This is a genomic window from Vibrio sp. 1978 (assembly GCF_033344345.1).
The window spans coordinates 120,096-143,980 of record NZ_JAWPOP010000001.1 but is presented as its reverse complement, the minus strand read 5'-3'; the positions used below and the strand labels follow the sequence as shown (position 1 = coordinate 143,980).

Sequence of the window (23,885 nt, the reverse complement as noted above, 5' to 3'; positions counted from 1 at the left end):
ATGATCAATGCTATTATTCGTTGGTCACTGAGCAACCGATTCCTAGTGTTGGTCGCGACCTTAGCCCTTGTATTAGGCGGACTTTACAGTGTAAAGAATACGCCTGTTGATGCGATTCCGGATCTTTCTGATGTGCAAGTGATCATCAAGACAAGCTATCCGGGTCAGGCTCCTCAAGTCGTCGAGGATCAAGTCACTTACCCACTCACCACCGCCATGCTTGCCGTGCCGGGTGCTGAGACAGTTCGTGGTTACTCCTTCTTTGGTGACTCTTACGTTTATATCATTTTCAACGATGATACCGACATGTACTGGGCACGTTCGCGCGTGTTGGAGTACTTAAGCCAAGTAGCACCAAAGCTGCCACCGAACGCAAAACCAACCCTAGGTCCTGATGCAACGGGCGTGGGCTGGGTTTACAGCTACGTATTACAAGACAAAACCGGCAAGCATGATTTGGCGGATCTTCGCAGCCTGCAAGACTGGTTCTTGAAATACGAATTGCAAACCGTTGATGGCGTTTCTGAAGTCGCTACCGTGGGCGGTATGGTGAAGCAGTATCAAGTGCAGATTGATCCTGCCAAACTGCGTGCGTACAACCTCACTTTGCAACAAGTGAACATGGCAATCCAAAACGGTAACCAAGAAACCGGCGCGTCCGTTATCGAAGTTGCGGAAGCCGAACACATGGTTCGTACCACGGGTTACCTAACCAGCATTGAAGACATCAAATCACTGCCTCTAAAAGTCACCGAGAAAGGCACGCCGTTGCTATTAGGAGACATCGCAGACATTAACCTTGGCCCACAAATGCGCCGTGGTATCTCAGAGCTGAATGGCGAAGGTGAAGCGGTAGGTGGCGTTATCGTGATGCGCTTTGGTGAAAACGCCAGTGAAGTGATTGCGAAAGTCAAAGACAAACTCGCAGACCTACAACGCAGCCTGCCAGAAGGCGTGGAAATTGTTGCAACTTACGATCGCTCTACCCTTATCGATTCAGCGGTAGAAAACCTATGGAAGAAGCTTGCAGAAGAGTTCATTGTCGTTGCGATTGTGTGCGCGTTATTCTTATTCCACATTCGTTCTTCGTTGGTTATAGCTCTGAGCCTACCGGTTGGCATTCTCACTGCGTTTATCGTAATGCATTGGCAAGGCATCAACGCCAACATCATGTCCTTGGGTGGTATTGCAATTGCCATCGGTGCCATGGTGGATGGGGCAATCGTAATGATTGAAAACGTTCACAAGCACATTGAACGAACGCCATTGACCGACAAGAACCGCTGGCAAGTAATCGGCAAAGCCGCAGAAGAGGTCGGCGCACCGCTGTTCTTCTCGTTGCTTATCATCACTCTTAGCTTCGTACCAGTGTTCGCCTTAGAAGGCCAAGAAGGCAAGATGTTCTCGCCGCTTGCGTTCACTAAGACTTACGCAATGGCAGCGGCAGCAGGTTTGGCAATCACACTCGTCCCTGTTCTTATGGGCTACTTCATTCGCGGTAAGGTGTTACCGGAACACAAAAACCCAGTTAACCGTGGCTTGGTCGCGTTGTACCGTCCGCTGTTGAACACCAGCTTAAAATACCCTAAGACCATGATTGTTATCGCATTAGGTCTGATGGCATCGGCTTACTACCCAACCAGTAAACTGGGTAGCGAGTTCATCCCTCCGCTGGATGAAGGGGACTTGATGTACATGCCAACAACCTATCCGGGTATCTCAATTGGTAAAGCACGCGAGCTTCTACAACAAACCAACAAGCTGATCAAAACCGTTCCAGAAGTGAAAACCGTATGGGGCAAGATTGGCCGAGCTGAAACTGCAACCGATCCAGCGCCACTCACCATGATTGAAACCGTGATTCAGTTGAAGCCACGCGACCAATGGCGTGAAGGGGTAACAACCGAGTCACTGCGCAAAGAGTTCGACAAGCTGGTTCAGTTCCCTGGTCTTACTAACGCTTGGGTAATGCCGATCAAAACGCGTATCGACATGTTGGCAACGGGCATCAAAACCCCTATCGGCATTAAGATCTCCGGACCCGATCTGAAAGTGATTGAGAAGATCGGTTCTCAGTTGGAGCCAATTCTTAACGGCGTACAAGGCACGGCATCGGTTTATGCAGAACGTGTAGCAGGTGGTCGTTATGTCACGATCGACATTAAACGTCGTGCCGCAGCGCGTTATGGCTTAAGCATCAAAGACGTTCAGCAAGTGATCTCCACTGCGGTGGGCGGTATGAATGTGGGTGAAACCATTGAAGGCTTGGAGCGTTACCCAATCAACGTTCGCTACCCACAAGACTACCGAGATTCAGTGGTTAAACTGCAAAACCTACCATTGGTGACACCAAATGGCGCTCGTATTGCGCTGGCTGATGTAGCGGACATTCGTTACGAAGACGGCCCTCCGATGATCAAGACAGAAAACGCGCGTCCAAACGGCTGGGTATTTGTCGACATCGATGGTCGTGACCTTGGCTCTTACGTAGTGGAAGCACAGCAAGTCGTGGCCGATCAACTAGAACTTCCTGCGGGTTACTCGCTGGCTTGGTCTGGTCAATACGAATACATGGAGCGTGCGAAAGATCGCTTGAGTGTCGTGGTACCAATCACCATCGCCATCATTATGCTGCTGCTTTACTTCAGCTTCCGTCGTGTCGGTGAAGTGATGATCATCATGCTTACCCTACCACTCGCTATGGTTGGTGGTTTGTGGCTCATGCATATCCTCAACTACAACTTCTCGATTGCCGTTGGGGTCGGCTTTATTGCCCTAGCAGGCGTCGCGGTTGAAATTGGGGTCATCATGCTCGTCTACCTCAACCAAGCGTGGCACTACAAAAAACTCGATGCAGAAGAGAGCCAACAGAAGCTTGAGGCGAAAGACCTAACTGATGCCATTCGTGAAGGTGCAGGCCTACGTGTTCGCCCAGTAATGATGACGGTACTGACGGTCATTATTGGTCTGATTCCGATCATGTACGGCGAAGGGACAGGATCAGAAGTAATGCAACGTATCGCCGCACCAATGATTGGTGGTATGGCATCAGCACTGCTGCTGACGCTGTTGGTGCTTCCAGCCATCTTCAAGCTGTGGAAACAACGTGAGTTGCGCCAAAGCAATGCAACTAATCACCAAGCTAGTGATGTAAACAACAAGGCTTAACCCCTACCTTCCTCTCAAACATGCCGTTTGAGGGGAAGCAACCAAGTTAATAATGAATTAAAACAAGGATATAAAAATGAAAAAGACACTAATCACTCTTGCTCTAGCCCTAACAACAACGACTGCGTTTGCCCAAGTGGATCATTCAAACATGGACCACGCGAACATGGATCATAGCAACATGAAGCATGAAAATATGGACCACGGCAGCATGAAGATGGACCACAGTAAAATGGACCATTCAAACATGATGGATATGCCGGGCATGTCGGCAGTTGGTATGCCAGCAAAAGGGGCAAAGCCAGACAAGGTGGTACACGTTATCTTGGGTGATGACATGACCATCAAGTTCAAAAAAGACGTTAAAATTGAGCCAAACGATGTGGTGCAATTTGTGGTCATGAACACCGGTAAGATCAACCACGAGTTTACGATTGGTTCGGCTAAAGAGCAGCTAGAACATCGCGAAATGATGAAGACAATGAGTGGCGATCACATGCATGACTCAGGCAACGCAGTTACGGTAGAACCAGGTAAAGCGAAGCAATTACTGTGGCACTTCCACGGTGACAACAAGGTTGAGTTCGCGTGCAACATTCCGGGCCATGCAGAATCGGGCATGGTTAAAAAGATTGAACTGTAAGTAATTATCCAACTAGACAAAGGAGCTGATGATTCAGCTCCTTTTATTTCTCTGGATCAAACTATTCGTTAGCTCATGATAAGAAATTCTGAGCCAGTGTCTCACGCTAAGATATTTTTATGACCGAATCACCGACGTAATATATAAGCCAAACTACGGGCCTTGATAGCAACACTCTTCTCCTCATATTGAGACCGTATTAGCGTATTGCAAAGAATCCTACATAAAATAGACATAGATTTAACAGTGTTTAGAGTATTGGCTCGTTATAGTTTACGTGACATCGCTACGGTGCGAACTAAAACTAAAATTGAAGAACACGATCCATGAAAAAGTTATTTTTGTTGGCTGGGCTAATGGTTTGCTCAACCCTAAGTTACGCGTCCCAACTGAATGAGGACATTTCTCTCCTCGAGCAACAAACCTCAAGCAGAATTGGGGTGTCAGTTTGGGATACCCAAGCAGACGAGCGTTGGGACTACCGTGGCGATGAACGCTTCCCACTCATGAGCACATTCAAAACCCTAGCTTGTGCCAAAATGCTAAGTGATATGGACAGCGGTAAGCTAAGTAAGAATGCGACCGCAAAAGTCGATGAGCGCAGTATCGTTGTATGGTCTCCAGTGATGGATAAGCTCGCAGGCCAAAACACACGCATAGAGCACGCGTGTGAAGCCGCTATGTTAATGAGTGATAATACTGCAGCCAACTTGGTATTAAATGAAATTGGCGGCCCTAAAGCCGTAACAATGTTTCTGCGAACAATTGGAGATAAAGCAACGCGCCTAGACAGAATAGAACCTCGCTTGAACGAAGCCACACCAGGCGACAGCCGCGACACAACCACACCTAACGCCATACTAAACACTCTTCGAACTTTGGTCGAAGGCGAAACGTTGTCTTATGAGTCTCGTGTACAATTAAAAATCTGGATGCAGGACAACAAAGTTTCAGACTCGTTAATGCGTTCTGTATTACCAACAGGTTGGTCTATTGCAGACCGTTCTGGTGCGGGTGGTCATGGTTCGCGTGGCATTAACGCGATTATATGGAAGGAAAATCATCGACCTGTTTACATTAGTATTTATGTCACAGAAACCGAGCTCTCACTTCAAGCTAGGGACCAGCTCGTTGCGCAGATAAGTCAGTTGATTTTACAAAAGTACAAAGACAATTAAGTCTCTACTCACCTGACCCCATTTGTATCCTTTTCTAGCCCTTCTCTTCCAGAAGGGCTCATTCTGTACTTCCATCTTAAAAACACCACTTATTGAGTAATGACTTACTTATAAATAGGTATAAGATTTACTTATTTAGGGTGAGTTAACGCCCACATTAAGCAACCAAATGCACACAAACGGCGATAATTAAACCATACTCTTACCAAGAAGCACATTTTCTACAAAATAGCTTCACGTAATTTATTGTTGGTATTTGCAACATTGCCAAGGAGATGTCTATTGAGACTTGAAAGAACTTTTAACCCTGATGACTTATCGATGCAAAACATGGAAAGTCCGATATGTATGCCGATAGGGTTTGTTCACTTTTTAGCTCAATCGGAAACACTACAGCAAGTACTTGATACGGTGGCAGAATGGATAAATCGTATATTTAATTCTGACCGTGCGAGTATCACACTTTATGAAAACAATGATCATCTAAAGGTCTACTCTTTCTCTGGTAGTAAAGCGATTCCCGCTGAATTTTTAGTGCCCATTCATCAAGCGTTTGTTGGCCGAGTGTTCAAAAAGCAACAACTGATGATCTGCGATGATGTTACGCAATCTGATGAGATCGATTGTATGATGCTCGCATCCAATGGTATGGGTACGTGTATGGACGCGCCTTTAATGCACGGTAAAGTCTGCCTAGGAACGCTTAATGTTGCGCATCATCAAACGCACATTTACACAAACGAACAAGCGGCACAGCTTCAGTGCATCGCTAATTGGATTGCTTTAAACATTGCCCTTCATATACAGATTATGAAGATGGAGCACCTCGCCACGACGGATGATCTAACAGGTATTCCAAACCGCAGAGAGTTCATGCGACAAATCGAAAGCCGCCTAAATGAATACCGAACCCAGGGCATTGACTTCCATGTTGCTATTTTAGATCTCGACAATTTTAAAAGCCTCAATGACCGATTTGGTCATGACGCAGGCGATAAATCACTGATCCATGCAGTTAATACTATTAAAAGTCATCTACTTGATTGTGACTTACTTGCCAGAGTTGGCGGTGAAGAGTTTGCCATCGTATTAAGAAGTCGCTCATCACAGCAAGCTCTAGACACATTAGAAACGATTCGTAATGCACTAGAAACGACGACCGTTCAACATTCAGGTTGTGATATGAGCTTCACCGCGAGTATTGGGGTAACTCAAGTCTGTCGTCTCGACGACTCATTTGAACCATTAGTTAAACGCGCCGACTTAGCACTTTACAAGGCAAAAGAAACTGGAAGAAATCGCGTTGAGTTTCATATTGGTGAAGAAAGGTAGAAAAAATAAAAAAAGGTAGCGACTCATTGCGCTACCTTTTATCGATTCTAACCCGCTTAAAATAACTAATACGAACTTTAAGCCAGTTAAAAATAAGAATGAGCAAATTTAATTATGCTTTCTTAAGATCTTTAGCTGGGTAAGTTAGTGTTTTTTCGCCTGCTTTTACATGTGTGTAAAAACCGCCACTGCTTAAACCTGTAACAACCATTTCGCCAAGATCGATACCTTTAGTCGCTACTACTACGTCACCGATTGAAAACATATTGAATACCTTGTTTGTTTAGATTAAGACACCAAGTCGTTGCGCGGTATTTAATACGATATTAGGCAAAGCACCTAATCGAGTTTTTTATCGTAAAGATTAATTTATATTTGTCGTGAACTCTAAGTTTCCACATTGAAAATCACAGGATATTTTCCAAAAAAAGATGCGCTATTCTTGTGAAATACGGTAATATTTTCTAGCATCAAGTGCGGAGGTATTCTCCGCCCTCATTGGAGAAAAATGATGAAGAAAGGCCTAAAAATGCGTGCATTAGAGCGTTCTGATTTGCGCTTTATTCATGAACTGAATAACAACCGAAATATCATGGCCTACTGGTTCGAAGAACCTTACGAGTCTTATGACGAGCTCGAAGAACTTTATCGAAAACATATACATGATGACGCTGAAAGGCGTTTTGTCGTCGAAGATGAAGACGGCATCGTAATTGGCTTAGTTGAGCTGATCGAGATTAACTACATTCACCGCAGCGCGGAATTTCAGATAATCATCGCCCCAGAGCATCAAGGCCGAGGTTATGCGACAGAGATGATTAATCGTGCGTTAGATTACTCATTCTCAATTCTTAATCTACGTAAAATCTACTTATTAGTCGCAGTGGATAACGAAGTCGCTATTCACTTATACAAAAAGTGCGGCTTTATCGAAGAAGGTCACCTTGTAGAAGAATACTTTATTAACGGCGCTTACAGCGATGTTAAGCGCATGTATATATTAAAACACCAGTACCAGAAAAAGATCGAAGAAAACAACTCAATTCACTAGTTCATTCTATCAAAGTAAAAACGCAGCTATTTGGGCTGCGTTTTTATTTATTCAAATTGATATTGATATGATAATACGATGCGCTTGTCTGCTTCATCCAAATAGGTGTTGTTGTCCATGCCAAACGTCATTACGTTAAAAGAGTGGCGTTTGCTCACGAGGTAACCAAGACCAATACCACCAAAGAAGCCTTTGTAGTTCTCTCCTTCACTGTTTTCTGAGCCGTAAGTGCCTGCTGCAAAGCTGATTAACGTCAGCTCTTTGGTAAACGATTTCAGCGCAAATGCACCAACGTAACCGCTACTGCCTGAAGAGCTCATCATATTGAAGCCATTCTCTGCACTTGGCGTACCCGTAAAGTTAGGCTCGCTACAGAGACTACTTTCTGCACCGTCACAAACAGGAACATCACCAGTGTTGTACGTATAGCCTGCCATTGGGAAAATTTGGAAGCCTGCTGGCTCAATCCCGAAATAACTTAGCGGCATAAAGGTACCAACGCTGTAGTTGGTTTGATCCGCGCCGTTTACGTATTCATTTTTACCGAAGTTGAAGTTCACGATACCGACCGGAAACAACCACGAGCCACCAATACGCCACTCGCTCGCATCATCATTGATACGCAGGTTGATTTTGCGCGCTTGGTCAAGCGCAAGTGAGCCCGAGAATGAGATGTTTTGATCATCAAAATCGTAGTTGTTTGCGTACGACGCGCCAAATTTCGTGATGACTTTTGTTGGGTCATCCGCCAACTTGTTTTTATTGTCTTTTACTCGATGCTCGGCACCATGAGCCAGCGTACTGACCAACAAAGTTATACACACTAACGCTAGTTTATTTTTCATTTTTCAGTCCTTTGAGATGTTGAATACCCGCACTTAGCTGCGCAGATATTTTTTGAATCATCACTCACTGGATGTGACAAAAGCGCCCTAACTACCTTAGATGGCGTGACAGCATCCAGTGCAGGTAGTTAGGGTAGAATGGCCTGTAAGGAAGGCGTTTTAGCGATTAGGAATGATTAGTTTTTCCAGTTGTAGCTCATGCTCATGAAGTACAGTGCAGGCTCATCAAAGCCCGCTTGGAAGCGTGGCGTTTCTGACGATTCCATCAAGATCGCTTCAAACGCGAAACCAATTGAGTTTTCTGAATCCAATTTGTAATCAATGCCTGTACCAATGCGGTACGCCTTGCCAGTAGGAACGGTAATGTCACCGTTTGATTGGCTTTCATACATGCTGGTATCGAATGCAAAACCTGCATTCCACATCATTTTTTCATTCAGTTTGTACTGAGTACCCAATGCGATTTGGTAAGTGTCTTGTGTCTCTACGCCCAGCGTGGTTGTGTATTCGCTCCAGTCTTGCCAGTTCACGTTCCACATCACCGCTAGGTCATCATTCACTTCATGGTAAGCACTGAAGATCAGTTGTTGTGGAGCAATGGAGTTACTATTGTCGAATTCAAATTCGGTTTCAGAAGAGTAAGACAGGCCAAGACGCGTACCTGGTGTTGCCTCATAAAGCACACCTACTCGGCCGTTAACCTGTGTGTCTTGGTCTTCGTCATTGAAGTTCAAGGCTCCCTTCGTTTCTACTTCATACATACCGTACTGAATGCCAAGCGCCGCACCCACAGACCAGTGATCATTGATGCGGTAAGAAGCGGAAGGTTGAATGGTCAAGGCTTGCGTCGTTGCTGTAGGAATATCTAAATGATTATTCAAAAGACCTTCGTACTCGAGGCCAAGGCCGTAATTGCCATACAGACCAATACCCAGCGTCCATTTGTCGTTCACTTGTTGGCTGTAAAATGCCGACGCCATAGGAACAAAACCAATCACGTTGCCCGCATCGCCAGTCATCGTGTCTAGTTGCGCGTCACCGTAAAGGCCAATCAGGTTACCAGAGAAAGATTTACCAGAAATATTCGCCAGACCAGCCGGGTTTGCTGCCATTACTGAGGCATCTTGCGCACGAGCCGCCATACCAGCGGATGCCAAACCAATATCCGATGCTGTTGTTTCGTAAAGGTATAACCCACCCGCTTGCGCAGCAGCACAAGTCAGTAGAGAACTCGCTACGACGATTTTTGAAAGATTTTTCATGTTAAAACCTATTATTGTTAGGGGAACCCACGCTGCGACGGTGGTTGTATATCAATGAAAGGCATTGGCCAATCGCACACAGCGTGGGGGTGTTGTGGAGTCAGTCAGTTGAAATCAGCGTTATTGCTCGCTCACCTCAAGTTCAGTGGGTTTCTTTCGCTTAAACTTCTCGCGCAGAGATTGCATCATCACGAAGAACACTGGCGTCAGTAACGTGCCAACAAACGTAGAGAGAATCATGCCGCCGAATACCGCAAAGCCCAGTGAGTGACGAGATGCCGCACCGGCACCCGATGCAATCACCAACGGGAATACCCCCCAGATGAAGGCGAATGCGGTCATCTGTACTGCTCGGAAACGGATTCGAGCAGCTTCTTTGGCAGCATCAATGATGGATAAGCCCTTTTCTTCTCGCAGAACTTTGGCAAATTCCACGATAAGAATCGCCACTTTGGCGGACATACCGATCAAGATGACCACACCAATCTGCACATACAAATCGAACGGTTGTCCCACCAGCAGTAGCGTACCCATTGCGCCGAGAATCGCGACTGGAACCGCCATCATTACCGCAGCAGGAATGGTCCAACTTTCGTACTGAGCCACCAAGAACAAGTAGGTGAACAGCAAAGACAATGCGAACGCGATTGGTGCCATGTTGCCTGCTTTCATCTCTTGGTAAGTCATGCCTGACCACTCGTACGAGTAACCACTTGGCAAAGATTCCGCAGCCAGTTTTTCAATGGCTTTTACAACATCACCCGAGCTGTAACCTGGCGCTGGCGCACCGTTCACGGTTGCAGAACTGAACATGTTGTAGTTCGACAAGGTATCTGGGCCGAAGATCGGCTTCACTTTCACTAGCGTTGCCAGTGACACCATTTTTCCAGAGCTTGAGCGAACAAACAGATGGTTGATGTCGTCGATATTGTCACGGTATTGCTCTTCTGCTTGCACTTTCACTTGGTACGAACGACCAAACAAGTTGAAGTCAGAAATGTAGGCGCCGCCCAACTGTGCTTGCAGTGTGCTGAAGATTTCATTCAACGGTACGCCCATCGAAATCGCTTTATCGCGATCAATATCGATGTAACGTTGCGGAATATTCGCACGGAAAATCGAGAACGCATGTGCAACTTCAGGCAGTTGGTTGATTTGGGCAACAAAATCAGCGGTTGTTTTTGCCAACTCTTGTGGAGAACGGCCCAAGTTGTCCTGCAGCACAAGGTTGAAACCATCCACCGCACCCATACCTTTGATTGCCGGCGTCGCGAAAACGAACGAAGCGGCATCTGGCGTTGAGTTCAGCATTTGGTTAACTTTATTCATCAATGCGCGTTGGTGTAGCTCAGGGTCTTTACGTTTGCTCCAGTTATCCAGTTTGATGATCAACATGCCCGAGTTTGGAATCGACGCCATGTTAATTACCGAGAAGCCCGCAACCGAAACCACGTTCTCCACACCTTCCATCTGTTTTAGCTCATCAACGTACTTCTTCATTAATGGTGCAGTACGCTGCAATGCTGCTGCGTCTGGCAAACGCATTTCGACCATGAACACGCCTTTATCTTCGTTCGGTACGAAAGAGGAAGGTACGGTCATGAACGCAAATGCCAGCACCGCAATAAGCGCGCCATAAACACCGATACTCAGCACAATACGACGGCTCAAGAAGCCAACTAAACCTTGGTATTTGCGCGTTATTGCTTCAAAACCTCGATTAAACGCACGCAAAGGCGCAATAGGTTGCGAGTGAGTAGATTTCAACATCAACGCACAAAGCGCTGGCGTTAACGTTAATGCGTTGATCGCAGAGATCAGCACCGACACACAGATGGTGACTGCGAACTGGTTGAACATCCGACCAGAAATACCCGGCAATAGCGCAACCGGTACGAATACCGCCAACAAAATAAGCGTTGTTGCCAATACTGGCCCCGTCACTTCTTTCATAGCTTGGATCGTGGCCGGAATCGGGTCTAAATGCTCTTCATGGATAACCCGCTCCACGTTCTCTACCACGATGATCGCATCGTCCACCACGATACCGATGGCGAGGATCAAGCCAAACAACGAGATGGTGTTAATGGTCATGCCCATCACGCCCATGATTGCGAAAGTCGCAATGATGGAAACCGGAATCGCTAAGGTTGGAATGATAGTCGCTCGCCAGTTCTGCAAGAAAACGTACACAACGAAGGTGACAAGAAGTACCGCAATCACCAGCGTCTCGTACACTTCATCAATCGATGTCTCTACGTATTCGGTAGAGTCATACGCGATGTCATAGACCAAATCATCTGGGAACGATTTCTCGTACTCTTTCATGGCCTCTTTCACGCGTTCCATCACGTCTAGCGCATTCGCTGTCGGCAACTGGTACAATGCCAGAACGGCGGCTGGTTCGTTATTCATACGACCATCAGCTTCGTAACCTTGTGCGCCAACTTCCACACGAGCCACATCTTTCAAGCGAATCAAAGAACCTTTCTTGCTCGCGCGGATGATGATGTTCTCGAACTCTTCCGCAGAAGTGAGTCGACCTTTGGTTTGCAAAACATATTGATATTGCTGGTCACCCGGAGCTGGCATACCACCGATCTTACCCGCCGCCACTTGGATGTTTTGCGTTTTAATTGCGCCAATAACATCGTTAGCAGAAAGCTTCAAGGTGGCCAGTTTATTTGGGTTTAACCAAATACGCATTGAGTAGTCTTTCTTACCCAGCAGCGTAATGTCACTCATACCTTCGATACGTTTTAGACGCTCGACAATATTGAGATCCGCGTAGTTAGAAAGGTAGATACTGTCGTGAGACTGTTTCGGAGAACGCAGTGTGATAACGCCCAGCATGTCGGAAGATTTCTTCTTAACCGTCACACCGATTTGGTTTACTTCTTGTGGTAGAGACGACGTCGCCTGTGCCACCAAGTTGTTCACACGAACCTGCGCCATATCGCCATCTGCGCCCACTCGGAAGTAAATACGCAATGTGTATGAGCCATCGTTACCAATCACAGAAGACATGTAAATCATGTCTTCAACGCCGTTGACTTTGGCTTCTATCGGTTGTGCTACGGTCTTTTTAACCACGTCCGCGTTTGCACCCGGATACATGGTGCTCACCGTAATTACCGTTGGAGAGATTTGAGGATACTCAGAAATTGGCAAGACTTTCAGGGCGAGCATACCCATCAATGTCATCGCCAGTGAGATCACCAAAGCAAACTTCGGCCGGTGAATGAAAAATTTACTTAACATCAGTACTCACTCAGCCTTGTTCACTCTGTAGCTCAACGTCTTTCACCGTTGCACCCGGACGCACTTTTTGTAGACCATTGACGATGACTTTTTCGTTAGCCGCCAAACCAGTCAGCACAGCACGTTTCACACCGTAGGTCTGACCGAGTTCAACGTTACGACGAGACACCACGTGATCATCACCAACCACCATGACGTAGTCACCCGCTTGGTCTTGTTGAACAGCCGCCGATAGGATAAGCAAACCATCAATGGTTTTGTTGCGCAGCTTGATGGTCAAGTTGCCATATTCACCCGGCATAAGCGCGTAAGTTGGATTATCGAATTGTGCTTCTGCTCGAATTGAGCCTGTTTCTAAATCGATCTTATTGCCAACGGCGTAGATCTTGCCATCAAGCGGATACAATGAACCGTCTGAAAGCGTCAGTGTTAAATCAACATCCAGTTTGTCATCGTTACGATGAGCCACATCAATCGCACTTCTTACGCGGCGGTAGAGCTTCTCATCCACATCAAAGCCAAAGCGAATTGGGTCTACTTGAGTGATCGAAACAAGAGGAACGAGTTGAATTTTCGAAATACGGTCACCCACTCGGAAGTTGCTGAAACCCACGCGACCAGAGAAAGGAGCATGCACAGAGCTAAATTCAAGATCGAGCCTTGCTGAAACCAGCGTCGCCTTCGCCTCTTCTACCGAAGCAATCGCTGCGGCTTGCGCGGCAATGGCGTCATCGTATTGCTGCTCACTGATGCTTTTATCTTTGATGAGTTTCTTCACACGTTCTGCATCACGCGTAGTTTGAACGAGTTGCGCTTTTGCTTTTTGCAACGACGCTTTTGCATACGCCAGTGCCGCTTTGTAAGGACGGTCGTCGATTTCAAACAACAATTGGCCTTTTTCGACCATATCGCCATCTTTAAAATAAATCGCGGTTAATTCTCCACCGACTCGCGGCATAATATCAACGTCATTTACCGCTTCAGTTCGACCGATAAAAGTATGATAAGGAGTGATTTTTGTTTCGGTTAGGGTAACGGTTTCAACAGAGGGTGCTTGGGCTGTTTTCGTTGCGATATCGCCAGTTTTGCATCCTGATAGTAATGCAGAAGATATAGCAATAGATACCAACGCAAATTTATATTTGGCTTTCATGATAAACCTACTTTATATAGAAAGTGCTTTGGCCTAGATATTTAAATATATGGATAAACACACTTTCTATTCTGGAAATAAACGAGGTAGTTAGAATTGGTAGTTAAATTCGATACGGTGATCACCATCACCGAAATTAACGTGCTCATTCCAGTTTGCAAAGTAACGAATATTTGCGCGAGGATTAATTTGATAAGACAACGCGAACTCATGAGTCAAGATATTATCTTCACCTGCATAATAAGTATCTTTATATTGACTAGACCCTGACAACGTATGCATATACATTGGGTTGTAGTTAATCCAGATTTTATCGGTTAATTCAATTTTTGAGTACATACCCACAACAGTGAAAGTACCTGGAATTTCATAACCTTTGTCATCACCACTAAAATCATTAGCAATAGTGATACCCGCACCAGCTAAAGGAAATAGCTGCAACATACCAAACTTAGGTAGACCTTGAATAAAGCTATAAGATGCATCTAATTTATCGTTATCAACGTCGTAGTTTACATCTAATTGACGGCCTAGACCTTTTGCGACTTCTACTTGGAAATTACGTAGTCGGAAAGAGTCAATGCTGTCATCAACGTTGGCATATATTGGATCGTCATTGTCGCGAATGCCAAATAGCTCACCACCAATGCCTTTCATTTCAATGATGTTCATCGCCATGGTACCAGGCTGGCTAGATTGGTAAGTTTGACCGATTTTGATGTTCGCGCCTTTATCAGTAATACCAAAGCCAGCTTGGGTGTATACCGCAAGTGGGTCAGACATATCTTGTAGTTCTTCGTTATTGTTTGTCTGCGCATAGGCAGAAGACGCGAGTTGTAGGGCTGCAACCATAATGGCAACAGACGGTTTCACTAAATTCATAAAACTGTATCCATTTTAATGATTATAAAATTATTCACGTCATGAGGTCATCATAAATAGCAAGCAACACAACTCGCTTTGGATAACATAAATTATCAAAGCAAATTCAATAATGACGAAACATTCGACGCTTTAATTAAAATAAAATAAAGCATCGTAAAAGTTCAATCACCGCTACTTATATCTTATATAACTTGAAATTTGGTAATACTAACGAAGAAGGAAATATTAAAACTTATTAAAATTCAATTATCATTAGAACGAATGATTAATTAATCTTACCATATAAATAGAGAGTGCAATGGATTTAGGTGATCGCGATCAATGTTTCATTTCGATCGTACAACACTCTTCAGATTAATTAGAACATTATAATAATTTAAAAAACCTTAGTTTGATTAGCCTCGCATCAGATTAGAATAGTAGCCCTATAATAAATAAAAAGGGAATCACTCTCTGTGATTCCCTTTTTATTATCGAGCGATAAAGCGCCGATGCATTTCGATAACTAAAACGCAAACAATTCGCACTATTGCAGTTTCTCTATTCCCATATTGAACAGTGCAAAACTATAAATATCTGCATTTGTCTCAATTATTTTACGCGTTGGTGTGCCTGCACCATGTCCTGCATTGGTTTCGATGCGAATTAAGGTCGGATTTGAACCCGCTTGCTTCGATTGCAACTCAGCAGCAAATTTGTATGAGTGAGCAGGAACAACACGGTCATCATGATCACCGGTTGTAATCAATGTTGCTGGGTATTCCACCCCCGCCTTTACATTGTGCACTGGCGAATAATCTTTCAGATATTGGAACATCTCTTTACTTTGCTCTGCCGTGCCGTAGTCATACGCCCAACCAGCACCTGCGGTAAAAGTATGGTAACGCAGCATATCCAGTACGCCGACTGCTGGCAGCGCCACTTTAAACAGCTCTGGACGTTGCGTCATAACGGCCCCCACTAACAAGCCACCATTCGATCCACCGTTAATGGCTAACTTGTTTGATGACGTTACCTTTTCATCAATTAGGAATTCAGCCGCAGCAATAAAGTCATCAAACACATTTTGCTTTTGCATTTGAATGCCAGCGTTGTGCCACTCTTTGCCATATTCCCCACCACCACGAATGTTCGCTACCGCGTAAACACCACCAAGCTCTAACCAAGCCGCACGTGTCGGGCTAAAAGATGGCGTGAGGCTAATGTTGAAACCGCCATAACCATATAGGATGGTTGGTGCACTGCCGTCCATCGGTGTCCCTTTTTTATAGGTGATGATCATCGGCACTTTTGTTCCGTCTTTTGAGGTGTAAAACACCTGGCGAGAGTCATACAAAGCGGGATCAAATGGCGCTTTAGATTTGTAGTACACCTCGCTATCACCATCTTTGATGTTCAGACGATAGGTAGTGCTTGGCATCTTGTAGTTGGTGAAAGAATAGTAGACTTCGGTTTCATCTTTTTTACCCGAGAAACCGTATGCGCTGCCAATATCAGGCAATTTGATTTCTCGGATGAGTTTGCCGTTCATGTCGTATTGCTTCACCATCGAGATCGCATCAACAATATAGCTCGCAAACAAATTGCCACCCGCGGTAGAAACACGTAACACGTTCTTTGTTTCAGGAATCAAATCTTTCCAGTTTTTGGGCTGCGGCTGACTTGCATCCACCGTCACGACGCGTTTGTTCGGTGCATTAAGGTTCGTAACCAAGTACAGTTTCGTGCCTTGGTTGTCTATCACCCAAGTATCAGAACTGGTGTTATCTAAAATGGTTTTCAGCGGGCTATTTGGCTTACTCAGGTCTTTGAAGAACAGTTTGTTGCCCGACGTCGATACGCTGGCTGAGATAAACAAGTAGCGTTCATCTTCCGACGTGTAACCCCCAACGTAGCGATACTTTTCGTCCTTTACACCACCGAAAATTAATTGGTCTTCACTTTGTTTCGTCCCTAGTTTATGAAAGTAGAGCTTGTGTTGGTCTGTCTTCGCGGAAAGTTCACTCCCTTTTGGCTTGTCATAACTTGAGTAATAGAAGCCTTGATTGCCGAGCCAACTGATGCCACTGAACTTAATATCCACCAGCGTTTCACCGACGGGCTTTTTGGTTTCTGTGTCTAACACAATGACTTTACGCCAATCGCTACCGCCTTCCGAAATGCTGTATGCAACCAAAGATCCATCTCGTGAAAAGCTCACTCCCGCTAACGATGTGGTGCCATCTTCACTAAAAGTATTTGGATCGAGGAAAATTTCTGCTTCACCATCACCTAGCTGCCGATAAAGCACGTCTTGGTTTTGTAACCCGTCATTTTTGTAGAAGTAAGTGAACTTACCCTCTTTGAACGGCTGGCTTTGTTTTTCGTAATCCATGAGCTTAGTAATGCGCTCTTCAATCTGCTCGCGGTAAGGGATTTTCGCCAGATAATCAAACGTCACTGCATTTTGTGCCTTAACCCATTCTGCGGTTTCTGGGCTGAGATCGTCTTCCAACCAGCGATAAGGATCACTCACTTTTGTACCAAAGTAGTCATCGACAACATCCACTTTTTGTGTGGTTGGATACGTGATGGTTTTCGGGGTTACCTGTTCAACCGACGATTGCGCCGCTTCATTTGCATACGCCACCGACAACACACTTCCGAGTGCGAGAGCCGTTGTGAGTGCTAGGGTGTTCTTTTTCATGAAATTCCTTTTTATTTTTCTGTTGTCTTTTTGTGCAATACATCAGAACTCTACTATATATCGACAAAATGAATCTAATTTCATTAAACGAGTTGTGAAAGCCATCCTAACTCCCTCATTTCCTTCCAGTTCTACAAACTAGTAAGTGGAAGTGTAGAACTTGGGAACAATACTGAAGAGCCACGATGGCGTTTACTCTCTTTCGTCTAAGTCAGCTCGATTTGGCGCAAAACCCCAGACTCAGAAGCGAAATCTTGGTCGTGACTAATCAGAACAAATCCACCTTTGTATACATTTAACGCCTGACTAAGCATTATTTTTGACTCGAGGTCGAGATGGTTATCTGGTTCATCAAGCAGCAGCAAAGGCTGAGAATTTTGGTTGCTGACTATCAGCATCGCGAGCTTCATCTTCTCGCCACCGCTCAGTAGGCGCCCCAATCGAAACACAGCATCTCGACGAAAACCGATCCCGGCCAATAAGGTCCTCGCTTCACTTTCCGTCATCTCTTGGCAGCTCTCCATTACGTTCTCAAGTAACGAAAGATTTGGATTCACTGCACCAAAATGTTGGTCGAGATAGTACAAAGGCGTATTCACTTGCAACTCACCACTCTGCAACGATAACTCGCCAAGCAACGTCTTTAACAAGGTTGATTTTCCGCAGCCATTTCTCCCTTTGAGATGGACTTTGTCGTTCGCAAAAATCTGCAACGTGATAGGCGTAGAATTCCCAAAAGGTAATATACCTTCTTGTATCGACAACACTTTTCGCGAACGGTTCGGATTATCTGTAAGATAAAGCTTTTGCGCCTTGAGTTGCTCATGTCGCGATTGCAACGCCTGTTCTTTGGCTTGTAAATGCGCTTGTCTGAGTTGCTCATTCTTATTGCGATTTGAAGCGCTGGCGGTCGCGCTATCCTTTTTTCCATCAAGCAAAATTTTGGGCTGACTGCCGTCTTTGCGCAGTTTGTTCCCTTGCGCGGCGCGTTGGTCTGCTTTTTCGCGATTTTTCTGGGCTTGCTCGGCTAACCGTTTTTTCTGTTTATCGACTTGCGCTAACTGCCTCTCAACCGCTTGCAGTTCAGTGCGTTTTTTCTCGGCGTACACATCGTAATTTCCACCAAAAGCCTGTAAACCTAGGCCCGATAGCTCCCAAATTTCCTCCATCTCTCGCAGCAGCTCACGATCGTGACTGATGAGTAAAATCGCACCGCTGAAATGCGTCATAGACTCTATCAACCATTGTTTCGCCTCGGTATCGAGGTGATTGGATGGTTCATCGAGAATCAAAAGCTCCGTTTCGTTTTCAAACAACTGCCATAACTGCAAACGTGCCAACTGACCACCACTGAGCCGAGCACAAGAGAAGTCAGGGTCTTGCGGCAAGCCCATCGCAGCAAGCTGCTGTTTGAGTTTCAGTTCAATATCCCACTGTTCGCCAACCAGTTCGAACCAATGCTCAGAAACATCACCTTGTTCAATCTGCTTCAAAGCATGTAAGGCCGAGTCTGTTCCTAGAAATTGGGCGATCGATTGCTGACCTGAAAGCAGATCAGACGGCTGCTGGCGATACATCATGAAAGAAGAGGGAGCAGTCACAACACCGCTGGCAGGCTGAATTTCTCCCGCTAAAATGGAAGCCAAAAGCGACTTGCCGATGCCATTGCGCCCAACCAAACCAACACGTCGTTTAGTCATGGAACAAGAAATAGACTGGAATAGCGTATCGCCATTATCAAACTGATGGCTAACATTAAAAGCTTGTAAAACTGGCATAATTTGCCTCCTGTATGACAGGGACAACAGCCGTAGCTATGATTTGAAATTGCAACAAAACGCGTGCACAAACGCATTAAGCTCTATGTAAAGCTCGACGATATACGTCAAATCAAAAAGTCGTCTTGTTGCAAAGAAATATCGGAAAGTGAGCTACGCCTACTAACCCTGCAGATCCAAAAAATAAGTAAAAATATGGATGACAGGTTTAGTTCTTCATGTTGGCGTAATCTCCTAGAGAAATGATGCGCAGAGTGTAGCCGCTTTTTTGTTCAAAAAGCAAGCTTTCTAACCAAATGTGAACAAAAAGAAAGTTTCACAATAAGTTGTTATATCACATTAACTTTTTAACAAGTCTTTGAACAATTTCGAGATCTTAGCAACACAATTTTTATCCAAGCCATACTATGCTTAGGGTAAAGATAATCCACATAAGGGCGTGGTTATGAAATACAAACATATCCTTGTTGCACTCGAACTGTCAGATGAAAGCACCGTGCTTATCGACAGAGCGGTATCAATGGCAAACTATCTCGACTCCGATATATCCTTTATTCATATTGATGGTACGCACGGAGAAATCTATCGTGAGCTTGTAGACATCAAAGAAAACCCGGATCAAAGGCCGTTGAATGAGCATTCAATGGAATGTTTAAAAACATTTAGTGATTACATGGATTACCCACTTAAACATTTCTTCGTAGGTACTGGCGACTTGGCTGATAAATTAGAGGTCACCATTAAAGAGCAAGAAGTGGATCTTCTGATTTGTGGTCACCACCAAGATTTCTGGAGCAAGATTATTTCTTACTCCAGACACTTAATTAACAAGTCACCGGTGGATATTCTAGTCGTCCCTATTCATGATTAGTAAAAAGTAACGCTTCCCAAAACCACCAATTTATTTGGTGGTTTTTTATTGATATTGAAACAGCTTAAACAGTTTTCCAAACTAGCTTGGCGATCATTTATGAGTTACATTTTCTAACCAACCCGCGCTCCTACTGGGCATGGTTATTTAGATAGCAAGGATCCCTATGGCAAATAAAAAAGTACTCATTCTCTTTGCTCATCCTTCCCAGCATCGTTCAGAAGTGAATACTCCACTTTTCAAAGAAGCTCAAAAAATTGAAGGCGTGACATGTGTTGATCTCTATGGCGAATACCCTCGTTTCGATATTAATATCGACCGTGAGCAGCAACGCTTACGTGAGCATGACGTGGTGATTTTCCAATTTCCACTATATTGGTATTCAACGCCTGCGATTTTAAAAGAGTGGCAAGATCTGGTTTTGGAATATGGCTTTGCTTACGGTACAGATGGCACAGCACTGCAAGGTAAGACCATGCTTTGTGTGCTGTCTGCAGGGGGTAAAGAAGAAGCTTATAAGGCAGAGGGCTACAACCACTTTACGATTCGTCAACTGCTTGCGCCTATTGAACAAATGTCCGCACTGACCGGCATGAACTACATTGCCCCTCTCGCGATGTTTGGCGCACGTACAGCAGATGAAGAAGGGCGAATCCCTCGTCATGTCGAGCGGTACAAGAGCCTGCTAACAGCTTTAGTCGAAGATAGGTTGGATGTTGAAGCTGCGGCGTCATTAATCAAGCTTAACAGCGCATTGCCAGAGCTCATTAAGGAGGCTTCATGACAGGGATATTCTTACAAGCCTTCGTATATTTGATTGCTGCTGTAATTGCAGTCCCACTTGCTAAGCGTTTGGGACTTGGGTCCGTTTTAGGCTATCTCATCGCAGGTGTGGTCATTGGCCCAATTATCGGTTTAGTCGGTGAAGAAACAACAACAATCCAGCACTTTGCCGAGTTTGGCGTGGTGATGATGCTGTTTCTCGTCGGTTTAGAACTCGAACCCAAAATGTTGTGGGCGATGCGCAATCGCTTAATGGGTTTAGGAGGTCTGCAAGTCGGTGGTACCGTCGCGGCGATTATGGGTATTGCCTTGTACTTTGACCAGCCTTGGACCATAGCCTTAGCCATAGGTTTGATCTTCGCCCTCTCTTCTACTGCGATTGTTTTGCAAACTTTTAGCGAAAAAGGATTAACGAAGACGGAAGGTGGACAAAACGCTTTCTCCGTGTTGCTTTTTCAAGATATTGCAGTGATACCAATGTTGGCGTTCATTCCTCTATTGGCCTTACCTGAATTAATTGAACAGGCACAGTCCGCGGCTCAAACAGCCGCAGCGCACCATGAAGAATTAAGCCTCGTTGCGGGGTTGCCAGGCTGGGCATACGGCATCGTAATCACAGCATCGATTGCAATCGTCGTCGTTGGTGGACACTTTTTAAGTCGACCTCTGCTCAATTATGTGGCTAGCTCTGGTTTGCGAGAAATCTTTACCGCAACTGCACTCATGCTTGTCATTGGTATCGCTGCACTAATGAGTTTAGTGGGCTTATCTCCTGCCTTAGGAACCTTCTTGGCTGGCGTTGTATTGGCGAACAGTGAATTCCGCCACGAGTTAGAATCCAATATCGAACCATTTAAAGGTCTATTGTTAGGTCTGTTCTTTATTACCGTTGGCGCAGGGATCAACTTCTCGGTCCTTTTTGGTGATTTCTGGTTGGTCATGGCATTGACCATTGGCGTGATGGTTTTGAAAGCCTTGGTGCTGTTTATTCTTGCACTGATATTTAGGGTGAAAGGCAGCAACCGCTGGCTGTTTACCCTAAGCTTGGCTCAAGCAGGTGAATTCGGCTTTGTGCTTCTAAGCTTTTCAGTGCAAAACCACGTCATCCCATTTGAACTCTCACAAACTCTTGCGTTAGTGGTTGCGATTTCGATGTTCCTGACACCAGGTTTGTTTATTCTGTTTGATAGAGTGATTCTGCCGCGCTTTGAAAGCCAGTCAAATGAACGCGAAAGCGATACGATTGAGGAAACAGGCACGGTGATCATCGCCGGCATCGGCCGCTTTGGACAAATAGTGAATCGCCTATTGGTATCAAACGGCGTGACTACCGTGGTACTTGACCATCAATCTGACCAAGTCGATAACATGCGCCAGATTGGCACTCGCGCCTATTTTGGCGACGCGACTCGACCAGATATGCTACATACAGCCGGCATTGAGCACGCCGCTGCGTTGGTTGTGGCGATTGATAACCAAGAATCGAGTGTAGAACTGGTGAAGTACGTTAAGCACACGTACCCAAAAGTAACAGTGATTGCACGTGCCTTTGACCGTGGACATGGCTATCTTTTGCGTCAAGCGGGGGCTGATATTATTGAATCAGAGACCTACCATTCTGCATTGGAGATGGGCGGTCACACAATGAAAGCCCTTGGCATTCACCCCTTCTTTGTTGAACAACAGAAGGCGACATATAAGCGTGTTGAAGCACGTAAGTCAGAAATACTTTACAAAGCTTGGGAAGATGATTCTGAAGGTGAACGCTATGACAACAATTTCCGACAACTGTTTATTCAGTTAGAGGAGAAAATGGCGGAAGAGATGCAAAAAGATCGTCATGACAAACTATCGCGGTCAGAACGTGGTTGGACACCGCCACCTAAAGGTTACGCAGATGACTTTAATGAAGATAACGTCCAAGAGCTAACACCACCAAGAGAAGAGCCTATCCAACGATAACGCACTCCATATTAAAAACCTCCCGCTTGGGAGGTTTTTATTTTTTCAGTACAGAGCCACACGCCGTGCAGGATAAAATGATCTTCTCGATATTACATAAGATCATTCATTAAAATCTCATACTCTTCGTTTGCTTCTTCCACTAAATGAGAAAGCTCTAACGCATCAGTAACTGCAAGATTGAACTGCCACGGAGTTGTGTCTTCTTTACCACAGATTCGAGTTTCACACCCACGACTCTCAAAAGACAAATCATCAAACTCTGTGGTGTGGCGCTCTTGAAGTTCAACAATCTCAACTTCTAATTTACCAACAGGGTTGACTTTAACGTGGGCATGTAACTCCGAACTGTTAGACAAACAATAATCTCTATGAACCGCAATCATGGCCGCCTCCTTGGTCTGCCAACTGACAACTCAACATTGAGTGTAGACGAGGGATTTTGAACGTGGCGTGAAATAATAATGAAGATTGATCTGTCTCATTAGAACAGACAATTGTTGTCATGAAGGCATTAGCCAGCATGAATCTCATCTGATTTAAATTGTTCTGAGATCGTAATAGTTGGCATTTACCGAGACTTTCCCTATTATCGAAACAAAATTACTGTGGTCATTCTTTAGAGGTCAGTATGGAGCTTGAAGCCGTTGCTAAAGCACTAAAAGAGTTAGGGCATCCGACTCGTTTAAGTATTTACAAAGAAGTCGTCAAAGCGGGATACAAAGGTATCGCGGTAGGCGGCGTACAAGAAAAGCTTGGCATTCCAGCATCCACTCTCTCTCATCATATCTCGAGCCTTGCTTCAGCCGGTCTTCTCACCCAGCGCCGTGAGGGTAGAACCCTTTTTTGTGTTGCAGAGTATCAGTGCTTAGATGACGTAATTGGTTTTTTAAAAGCAGAATGTTGCGTTAACGAGTGCTCATAAATTTCTAGCAAAAACGAGAGAGTTTGAGTTTATATTGAACTTCAGCAGAACGTGAATGACGATGAAAAACATACACACCGAAGTTGCTAACCTCGGTGTGTA

The 23,885-nt window shown here is 45.1% G+C and carries 18 protein-coding genes; 9 read left to right on the top strand and 9 right to left on the bottom strand.

Going from position 1 to position 23,885, the window contains the following annotated elements; all coding sequences use genetic code 11:
- The 4 genes from R8N49_RS00635 to R8N49_RS00620 all read left to right on the top strand — a co-directional run bounded on the left by R8N49_RS00635 (position 1) and on the right by R8N49_RS00620 (position 6,321).
- Complete coding sequence (locus tag R8N49_RS00635; RefSeq protein ID WP_186585169.1) at positions 1-3,168, top strand: efflux RND transporter permease subunit; 3,168 nt, start codon at positions 1-3, stop codon at positions 3,166-3,168.
- Between the two features lie 76 nt (positions 3,169-3,244).
- Complete coding sequence (copI, locus tag R8N49_RS00630) at positions 3,245-3,811, top strand: copper-resistant cuproprotein CopI (RefSeq protein ID WP_064376773.1); 567 nt, start codon at positions 3,245-3,247, stop codon at positions 3,809-3,811.
- 326 nt (positions 3,812-4,137) lie between these two features.
- Complete coding sequence (locus tag R8N49_RS00625; protein ID WP_005375420.1) at positions 4,138-4,989, top strand: carbenicillin-hydrolyzing class A beta-lactamase CARB-42; 852 nt, start codon at positions 4,138-4,140, stop codon at positions 4,987-4,989.
- 282 nt (positions 4,990-5,271) lie between these two features.
- Complete coding sequence (locus R8N49_RS00620) at positions 5,272-6,321, top strand: sensor domain-containing diguanylate cyclase (RefSeq protein ID WP_021707655.1); 1,050 nt, start codon at positions 5,272-5,274, stop codon at positions 6,319-6,321.
- Positions 6,322-6,433: 112 nt separating this feature from the next.
- On the opposite strand, the gene R8N49_RS00615 is transcribed toward R8N49_RS00620, so the two are convergent.
- Positions 6,434-6,586, bottom strand: a complete 153-nt coding sequence (locus R8N49_RS00615; RefSeq protein WP_005375418.1) for a hypothetical protein — start codon at positions 6,584-6,586, stop codon at positions 6,434-6,436.
- Between the two features lie 246 nt (positions 6,587-6,832).
- Between R8N49_RS00615 and speG the strand changes: the two genes are divergently transcribed.
- Positions 6,833-7,372 carry a spermidine N1-acetyltransferase gene (gene speG / locus R8N49_RS00610; RefSeq protein ID WP_005375417.1) on the top strand — a complete coding sequence of 180 codons (540 nt, stop codon included), beginning with the start codon at positions 6,833-6,835 and terminating at the stop codon, positions 7,370-7,372.
- 47 nt (positions 7,373-7,419) lie between these two features.
- Here the strand turns inward: speG and R8N49_RS00605 are convergent, their stop codons facing one another.
- From R8N49_RS00605 to R8N49_RS00575, 7 genes are all read right to left on the bottom strand, one after another.
- On the bottom strand, positions 7,420-8,217 hold the full coding sequence (locus tag R8N49_RS00605; protein ID WP_186585167.1) for a hypothetical protein: 798 nt from the start codon (positions 8,215-8,217) through the stop codon (positions 7,420-7,422).
- A 176-nt stretch (positions 8,218-8,393) separates the two neighbouring features.
- Positions 8,394-9,479, bottom strand: a complete 1,086-nt coding sequence (locus R8N49_RS00600) for an OmpP1/FadL family transporter (protein ID WP_186585165.1) — start codon at positions 9,477-9,479, stop codon at positions 8,394-8,396.
- 120 nt (positions 9,480-9,599) lie between these two features.
- The gene (vmeQ, locus tag R8N49_RS00595; protein ID WP_136976497.1) at positions 9,600-12,740 is read right to left on the bottom strand and encodes an efflux RND transporter permease subunit VmeQ; all 3,141 of its coding nucleotides are present in this window, start codon (positions 12,738-12,740) and stop codon (positions 9,600-9,602) included.
- Between the two features lie 10 nt (positions 12,741-12,750).
- Entirely contained in the window at positions 12,751-13,893 is a 1,143-nt protein-coding gene (gene vmeP, locus R8N49_RS00590) for an efflux RND transporter periplasmic adaptor subunit VmeP (protein WP_136976498.1), read from the bottom strand.
- A 90-nt stretch (positions 13,894-13,983) separates the two neighbouring features.
- Positions 13,984-14,775 carry a hypothetical protein gene (locus tag R8N49_RS00585; RefSeq protein ID WP_136976499.1) on the bottom strand — a complete coding sequence of 264 codons (792 nt, stop codon included), beginning with the start codon at positions 14,773-14,775 and terminating at the stop codon, positions 13,984-13,986.
- Positions 14,776-15,304: 529 nt separating this feature from the next.
- Positions 15,305-17,464 carry a prolyl oligopeptidase family serine peptidase gene (locus R8N49_RS00580; protein ID WP_186585163.1) on the bottom strand — a complete coding sequence of 720 codons (2,160 nt, stop codon included), beginning with the start codon at positions 17,462-17,464 and terminating at the stop codon, positions 15,305-15,307.
- Between the two features lie 206 nt (positions 17,465-17,670).
- On the bottom strand, positions 17,671-19,242 hold the full coding sequence (locus tag R8N49_RS00575; RefSeq protein ID WP_054578669.1) for an ATP-binding cassette domain-containing protein: 1,572 nt from the start codon (positions 19,240-19,242) through the stop codon (positions 17,671-17,673).
- Between the two features lie 445 nt (positions 19,243-19,687).
- Here R8N49_RS00575 and R8N49_RS00570 point away from each other — a divergent pair, with 445 nt between their 5' ends.
- The 3 genes from R8N49_RS00570 to R8N49_RS00560 all read left to right on the top strand — a co-directional run bounded on the left by R8N49_RS00570 (position 19,688) and on the right by R8N49_RS00560 (position 22,858).
- Positions 19,688-20,113: a universal stress protein gene (locus R8N49_RS00570; protein ID WP_005375398.1), complete on the top strand. Its 426-nt coding sequence runs from the start codon at positions 19,688-19,690 to the stop codon at positions 20,111-20,113.
- A 166-nt stretch (positions 20,114-20,279) separates the two neighbouring features.
- Positions 20,280-20,897, top strand: a complete 618-nt coding sequence (locus R8N49_RS00565) for an NAD(P)H-dependent oxidoreductase (protein ID WP_005375391.1) — start codon at positions 20,280-20,282, stop codon at positions 20,895-20,897.
- Entirely contained in the window at positions 20,894-22,858 is a 1,965-nt protein-coding gene (locus R8N49_RS00560; protein ID WP_005375390.1) for a monovalent cation:proton antiporter-2 (CPA2) family protein, read from the top strand. Before R8N49_RS00565 ends, R8N49_RS00560 begins: the two co-directional genes overlap by 4 nt.
- 92 nt (positions 22,859-22,950) lie before the next feature.
- Here the strand turns inward: R8N49_RS00560 and R8N49_RS00555 are convergent, their stop codons facing one another.
- Complete coding sequence (locus tag R8N49_RS00555) at positions 22,951-23,244, bottom strand: hypothetical protein (RefSeq protein WP_005375389.1); 294 nt, start codon at positions 23,242-23,244, stop codon at positions 22,951-22,953.
- Positions 23,245-23,489: 245 nt separating this feature from the next.
- On the opposite strand from R8N49_RS00555, the gene R8N49_RS00550 reads away from it, so the two are divergent.
- Entirely contained in the window at positions 23,490-23,783 is a 294-nt protein-coding gene (locus R8N49_RS00550; protein ID WP_005375388.1) for an ArsR/SmtB family transcription factor, read from the top strand.
- Positions 23,784-23,885: the final 102 nt, after the last annotated feature.

Coding starts and splice junctions, on each gene's coding strand:
- R8N49_RS00635 (WP_186585169.1), top strand. CDS start 1: ATGATCAATGCTATTATTCGTTGGTCACTGAGCAACCGATTCCTAGTG.
- copI (WP_064376773.1), top strand. CDS start 3,245: ATGAAAAAGACACTAATCACTCTTGCTCTAGCCCTAACAACAACGACT.
- R8N49_RS00625 (WP_005375420.1), top strand. CDS start 4,138: ATGAAAAAGTTATTTTTGTTGGCTGGGCTAATGGTTTGCTCAACCCTA.
- R8N49_RS00615 (WP_005375418.1), bottom strand. CDS start 6,586: ATGTTTTCAATCGGTGACGTAGTAGTAGCGACTAAAGGTATCGATCTT.
- speG (WP_005375417.1), top strand. CDS start 6,833: ATGAAGAAAGGCCTAAAAATGCGTGCATTAGAGCGTTCTGATTTGCGC.
- R8N49_RS00605 (WP_186585167.1), bottom strand. CDS start 8,217: ATGAAAAATAAACTAGCGTTAGTGTGTATAACTTTGTTGGTCAGTACG.
- R8N49_RS00600 (WP_186585165.1), bottom strand. CDS start 9,479: ATGAAAAATCTTTCAAAAATCGTCGTAGCGAGTTCTCTACTGACTTGT.
- vmeQ (WP_136976497.1), bottom strand. CDS start 12,740: ATGTTAAGTAAATTTTTCATTCACCGGCCGAAGTTTGCTTTGGTGATC.
- vmeP (WP_136976498.1), bottom strand. CDS start 13,893: ATGAAAGCCAAATATAAATTTGCGTTGGTATCTATTGCTATATCTTCT.
- R8N49_RS00585 (WP_136976499.1), bottom strand. CDS start 14,775: ATGAATTTAGTGAAACCGTCTGTTGCCATTATGGTTGCAGCCCTACAA.
- R8N49_RS00580 (WP_186585163.1), bottom strand. CDS start 17,464: ATGAAAAAGAACACCCTAGCACTCACAACGGCTCTCGCACTCGGAAGT.
- R8N49_RS00575 (WP_054578669.1), bottom strand. CDS start 19,242: ATGCCAGTTTTACAAGCTTTTAATGTTAGCCATCAGTTTGATAATGGC.
- R8N49_RS00570 (WP_005375398.1), top strand. CDS start 19,688: ATGAAATACAAACATATCCTTGTTGCACTCGAACTGTCAGATGAAAGC.
- R8N49_RS00565 (WP_005375391.1), top strand. CDS start 20,280: ATGGCAAATAAAAAAGTACTCATTCTCTTTGCTCATCCTTCCCAGCAT.
- R8N49_RS00560 (WP_005375390.1), top strand. CDS start 20,894: ATGACAGGGATATTCTTACAAGCCTTCGTATATTTGATTGCTGCTGTA.
- R8N49_RS00555 (WP_005375389.1), bottom strand. CDS start 23,244: ATGATTGCGGTTCATAGAGATTATTGTTTGTCTAACAGTTCGGAGTTA.
- R8N49_RS00550 (WP_005375388.1), top strand. CDS start 23,490: ATGGAGCTTGAAGCCGTTGCTAAAGCACTAAAAGAGTTAGGGCATCCG.